General features: G+C 63.3%; 2 protein-coding genes. Both read right to left on the bottom strand.

The features are described from left to right. The coding region (gene mfd / locus GPT33_RS16250) for a transcription-repair coupling factor (RefSeq protein WP_296810914.1) at positions 1–2,813 on the bottom strand (2,813 nt) is incomplete at its 3' end. Between the two features lie 101 nt (positions 2,814–2,914). Continuing rightward, positions 2,915–6,181 (bottom strand): hypothetical protein, encoded by a 3,267-nt coding sequence (locus GPT33_RS16245; RefSeq protein ID WP_296810911.1) that lies wholly within the window; start codon positions 6,179–6,181, stop codon positions 2,915–2,917. Between the last annotated feature and the right edge of the window lie 79 nt (positions 6,182–6,260).

Genomic DNA, 6,260 nt, shown 5'->3' with positions numbered 1-6,260 from the left:
ATCGCCTTGGTCGGCGGCGTGATCAGATAGGCGTAGGCGCGATGATGCGAGCGCCCGACGCGTCCGCGCAGCTGGTGCAGCTGCGCCAGACCGAGCTTGTCGGCCCGGTTGATGACGATGGTGTTGGCGCTCGGCACGTCGATGCCGCTCTCGATGATGGTGGTGCAGACGAGCAGGTTGAAACGCTGGTGATAGAAGTCGCGCATCACCCGCTCGAGGTCACGCTCGCGCATCTGCCCGTGCGCGACCTGGACGCGCGCCTCCGGGATCAGGGCCTCGAGCTTCTGCGCCTGATTCTCGATGGTCTCCACCTCGTTATGGAGGAAGTAGACCTGACCGCCGCGCTTGAGCTCGCGCAGCACCGCCTCTTGGATCAGGCCGTCGTTCCAGGGGCTGACGAAGGTCTTGATGGGGTGCCGCTCCACCGGCGGTGTCGCGATGATGGACAGATCGCGCAGGCCCGACATGGCCATGTTGAGCGTGCGCGGGATCGGCGTGGCGGTGAGCGTGAGCACATCGACCTCGCTGCGCAGATTCTTCAGCTGCTCCTTGTGGCGCACCCCGAAACGGTGCTCCTCGTCGATGATCGCCAGTCCCAGATTCTTGAATTTCAGGTTGGGCTGCAGCAGCTTGTGGGTCCCGACCAGGATGTCGACCGTGCCGTCGGCTAGCCCTTCGAGCACCTTCTTCTGCTCTTTGGCCGTGCGGAACCGCGACAGGCTCTCGATCTTGATCGGCCAGTCGGCGAAGCGGTCGGAGAAATTCTCGAAATGCTGTTGGGCGAGCAGGGTGGTCGGCACCAGCACGGCGACCTGCCGTCCACCCTGCACGGCCATGAAGGCCGCCCGCATGGCGACCTCGGTCTTTCCGAAGCCGACATCGCCGCAGACCACTCGGTCCATCGGTTTGGCGTCTTCCATGTCTGCGATCACACCCTCGATGGCGCGCAGCTGATCCGGCGTCTCTTCGAAGGGGAAGGCGGCGGCGAAGGCGGCATAGTCGTCGCCCGGCGCCGGGCAGGCCACGCCCTCGCGGGCGGCGCGTCGCGCGTAGATATCGAGCAGCTCGGCGGCCACGTCGTGCGCCTTCTGCGCGGCCTTGCGCTTGATCCGGTCCCACTGCTCGCCGCCGAGACGGTGCAGGGGCGCGTTCTCGGGCGAGGCACCCGTGTAGCGCGAGATCAGATGCAGCGAGCTGACCGGGACATAGAGCTTGTCGCCGTTGGCGTATTCGAGTGCGAGGAACTCGGTGGTCATGCCGCCGACCTGCAGGGTCTGAAGCCCCAGATAACGCCCGACGCCGTGTTCCTCATGCACGACCGGCGCACCCTCGGTCAGCTCGGTGAGGTTGCGCACGATGGCGTCGCTGTCGCGCTCGCGCGCGCGGCGGCGCCGCTCCTGGCGCACCCGCTCGCCGTAGAGCTGGGTCTCAGTCACCAAAGCGATGCCGCGATCTTCCAGCAGAAGTCCGCGCTCCAGCGGCGCGACGGTCAGCGCCAAGTCGAGATCACCCTCGACGAATGCTTGCCAGCCATCGACCTGACGGGCGCGGATGTTGAACCCGGCCAGATGCTCGGCGAGCATCTCGCGCCGCCCCGTGCTCTCGGCGACGAACAGGACTCGCCGATCCGGCGCGCTCAGGAAGTCCTGCAAGGCTTGCGCAGGTTGCGCCGCGCGCGCCTGGATGGCGAGCGGGGGCAGGGTGGTGGTCGCGAAATTGTGAAACGCCGCATACCCCTTGCGTCGATCCGGTACCTCGGGGGACTGATAGAGGACGCCCGACAGCCGGTTGAGCGCCCCGGCCATCTCGTCGGGATGCAGATAGAGCTTGGCCGGCGTCAGGAGCGGACGTTCGATGTCGTGACGACGCTGTTCGTAGCGCTGAGCGACGCCGGCGATGAAGGTGGTCGCGGTCTCGCGACAGGCGTCGGACTCCAGGGCCAGGACGCCGGCGGGTAGATAATCGAAGAGGGTCGCGGTGGTCTCGAAAAAGAGCGGAAGATAGTATTCCAGCCCGCCCGGCGTGCGTCCATCCGACACCTCGCGATAGACCAGGCTGGCCTGCGGGTCGCCCTCGAAGCTCGCCCGATAGCGCTGGCGAAACCCCGAGATCGCCTCCTCGTTCAGCGGGAATTCACGCGCCGGCAACATCCGCACCTGTTCCAGCTTCTCCTGCGAGCGCTGGGTCTCAGGATCGAAGGTCCGGATGGTCTCGACCTCCTGGTCGAAGAGGTCGATGCGCAAGGGCACATCGCTGCCCATCGGGAAGACGTCGAGCAGGGAGCCGCGCACCGCATATTCGCCGTGACCGATCACCTGGGAGACACAGGAATAGCCGGCACGCTCCAGGCGCTGCCGCGTCGCATCCAGGTCCAGCCGATCGCCGACCGCAAGCACCAGCGACTGCCCGTCCACATACTCGCGCGGCGGCAACCGTTGCATCAGGGTAGCGACCGGCACGACCAGGACGCCTTTGTCGAGCCCCGGCAAGCGGTGCAGCGTCAAGAGCCGTTCCGAGACCAGCTCAGGAAGCGGCGAGAAGACGTCGTAGGGCAGGGTCTCCCAGTCCGGAAACCCCAGCAGCGGGAGGCCGCTCCCGGCCAAAAAGAATCCGAGCTCGGCACGCAGATGGGCGGCGGCTTGGACGTCCGGGACGACGGCAAGGATCAGTCCGTCATGCGCGCGGGCCGCCTCGGCGATCGCGAGCGCGACGCTCGCGCCGTACAACCGCCCCCACAGCAGGCGCTCGCCGGGTCGAGCGGGCAGCGGCGGGCCGAGCGGAGACGGCATCTTGTTCAGGGCCACCGGGTGCATGGACGGCATTACCTCGCGACGACGACAGGGCGAGGATTCTCGCACAGCGTCGCCGCGCTTGCAGTGCGCCCGATCCCTCGGCCCGCAGGCATCAGGTGCGGTTACCGCAGCGAGTCGATCGATTGGAGTAGTCCATACAGTCCCGATAGCGCATCGGGAAAGAGCACCGGAATCAGAATGACTGCTGCCGCGATGAGCTTACCCCACAGCGCGCCGATGAGCCCACCGAACGACAACTTGTCGCGATTGAGCGTGAACATCGGGCCCAACAAGGGATGCTGCTCCAGCTTAATGACAACAGACATGGTCAAGGCGAAGGCGACGAAAACCAGCACGACCGACGCGGTCGTCATGAGTCGCTCGCCGTAAGGCGGATAGAGGCCCATTCCGAGCAGGATTGTCGTCGGCGCCAGAATGGCTGCCCAGGCGCAGCTCCGGATCGCGGTCGTACCGTAGCGCATCTCGGCGATCAAGCGTGCCTGCCAGATCCGAAAGGAATCATTCGATTCCGCCTTGATCGGTGATCGACACTCCAACAGCTCGCGTGTTTGCGCTCGCCAAGTCTCATCCGAAGAAGCGGCCAAGGCAGCCAAATCGCGCTCGCGGAAGTGGAGATTGAATGGCGACTGTGGCAGCGAGTTGAGTTGTATCGGGTTTGCCCAACTCTCGCTCGGCGGGCTCCCGTTGGACAGGGCGGGTTTTGCTGCCGCCGACTCGGCCGAGAGGCCGGCCGTCGGCGCAAGCAATTGGGCAAACCAAGCAAGGCGTCTCGATTCTGTCCAAAGCTCGGCAAGAAACCAGAACCCGAGCAGCAACAGAATTGAGTTGACGAACAGCGACGTCAACGCCGAGTCAACCGAGTTCGGAATGCCGCTGAACCAGGCTAAAAGCAATAACGCGACAACCACAACCACTGCCGCACTGAGCGCGACTTGACCACGACTGCGATCCGGCGATGGGATACCGGCGGTCCCGGCCAGGCTGCTCAGATGCCCGATGCAGCGTCGGCGCCAGAGAGACAGCCTCCATCCGGCAACAATCGCCACGCAGAGATAGAGCAGAAAGAGGCCGATCAACATCGCGAGGTCGCGGCCATGGGCAAGGCTCCACGTCTGTTGGCGCGTCGATAAGAAGAGTCCGAAGAGATGCGTTCCTGCAATCACGAGAACGGCAAGGCCGAGCACCAAGAGCACTATCGAAAGAAAACGGTTCAGGCGTAATAATTTGCGTTTCGCACCATCCGGGTCCTCGCCTTCGTCGTTCTCCCGATTGAACCTCGCCTCCCGTATCCCGCACAAAGGGTTGGGATGGCGTAGCGGTGAGAACATCACCAAATGCGCGCGGCCGAAGATTGCTAGCCACGAAGAGCTTGCAACCACCACGAGGCCGGCGACCAAAAAGAAGATTGTAATCGGGCGATCCAGCAACAACCGTCCGTCTGCAGCGAGTAATCGGCTGCGCGGCGCACCGGATTCCGTCGTCGGATCGTCGTCTTTTGTCCGTGACTCAACCTCAGGACCGACCTGCTGAAATCCCGCAAGTGTCGTGACATACAGGGAGACCGCTTTCTGATCGCAATTCGACCCGCTGGAGTTTGCTTGCTCCTTGGGGCAGGATCCGGTGTCGATCAGATTGAGCGCCGCTCGAAACATGTTGGCCGCATAGTCTGAAGGGAAGGACAGATATGACTTCCTAGCGCCGTCTGAATCGGTTTTTCCCCGTGCGAATTGACACGCCTCGGCCGGACGGCAGGATGTCAAGCAACCACGAGTATCGACACAGAGGACCGTGTCCCCATTCGGGACAACAAGCGCGCCGCGGCTGATCTTGCGATAGTCAGGGTGTGTCGTCAGGTAGTCCATCTCCATCAGGACCGGCAGAGCATTGGGGAGCGATTTACGCACTTCGTTCAACAAGAATAAGCGGTCGCGAACATCGGTCGCGACGATGACGACCATGGCCGGATTGACCCGGACCCGAAGCGCGTCAAAGGTGCCGTAGAGCATGAGTTCGTCCGAACGGGAGCTGAGCAGGCGCCGATAGGCCGGCGGTCGGTCGGTGACCAAGTCGATCCCGGATAGATCCAGCTCGAGCAGTCGATTCTGGACCTTGAGAAGATCGCGCCGGGATTCACTCTGCTTCTTGTCGATTCGGGAATGTTCGCCGCGAATCGCCGCAATGTTCTGCGGGAAGCCTGCAACCCTGGTGATGTCGAGAAACCTCGACCAAGCTTCGCTCTCGGCGAGCGCATCTTTGCATGATGGCGACTTGGCAACAGTGTTCCTCCGTTCGCTTCTCAGCAACTCGGAAACGCCGTGCCCGAAGGTCGACTCTTCAGCCAGAATCAGGACGCCCCCTTTTTTGCCCTTCTTGCCTTTCGGCTTTAGCATGTTCTTTCCGTGTGCATAGCTCGCAAGGGCACCAAGCTGATCGTTGAGACTGCTCGCCAGCGCGGTATATTGAATGTCTAAAGATTCGCCTACGATCCGACGAATCAGCTCGGTGACCCGGTCATTGCTCTGCACCGTGGCCGATGGGGATTGGAGGTTGACCTTGATCCAAGCGCCCTTGGAAGACAGTGAGGCGAGAACCATCGCCAGCGAGTGCATGGAGCCGGAAAAGGTGGGGCCGATGATCTCCAGCCTGGCTCGTCCCCAGGCTAGGTCGCTCTCGTTGCAGGCGCAGGGCTGCGCGAAGCGCTCGGGATCGTTCGCGTCGGCAAGCCGAGCGGCGCACGTGAGCGCGCACCGGAACGCATGCGGATGAACACCGAAGGTCGGCGACTCGCCCACCAGAAACACCACGAAGTATTCGCTGCCGGGTCCTGCTGCCCCGCTATCGCCTGGGCCTTCCACATGCCTCCAGAGATCCCTGCGAAACACCAGCACGCTCGGCCGGCTGCGCTGATCATCGGTGAAGGATGTGGAGCCATTCTCGGGGATGTCGCCGCCGTCCTGCACGGCCTCGGCGCGGCTTAAATTCCACGTCAGCGCGAAGCCATCGAGGACGAAATCCTTGGTGTGGAAGGCGCGGATCAGTGCCGATAGCTGAACGTCGAAGGCTCGGCCGAGATGGGTTTCCAACGGATCCGCGACGGTCACGACCGCAGAGCGAACCCGTATGCTGCCGGCCGCATGCTCGGCGTGCGCCAGTGGAGCAAGCGGGTCGGTGATCTGCGGGGTCGACAACAGATAACCGCTCCGAATCGAGCCCGTGGAGGGAGGATTCGGTCCCTCGGTCGCGGCGGCATCTATGGAAATGAACAGCAGCCAGACAAACATGGCCAGGTTGCCCGGTACAACGATGAGTCTTCGCCTGAGGCGTTCCGTCTGCGCTGTAGGGAGGTTCTCGGAGCGTGCGACAATCATGCCCATTCTCCAGTTAAACCGCGCCCGGTGCGATATGCGTCATGTGTTGGAATGGCTTGGCCGCGCCAGCCCCGACGAC

Origin of the sequence: Thiocapsa sp., assembly GCF_011390875.1 — a bacterium.
Taxonomy (GTDB): Bacteria; Pseudomonadota; Gammaproteobacteria; order Chromatiales; family Chromatiaceae; genus Thiocapsa.
This window is presented reverse-complemented; position numbering and strand designations above follow the sequence as displayed.

What these genes read in the sequence shown, in the direction of transcription:
- GPT33_RS16245 (WP_296810911.1), bottom strand. Translation starts at nt 6,181, where the DNA reads ATGATTGTCGCACGCTCCGAGAACCTCCCTACAGCGCAGACGGAACGC.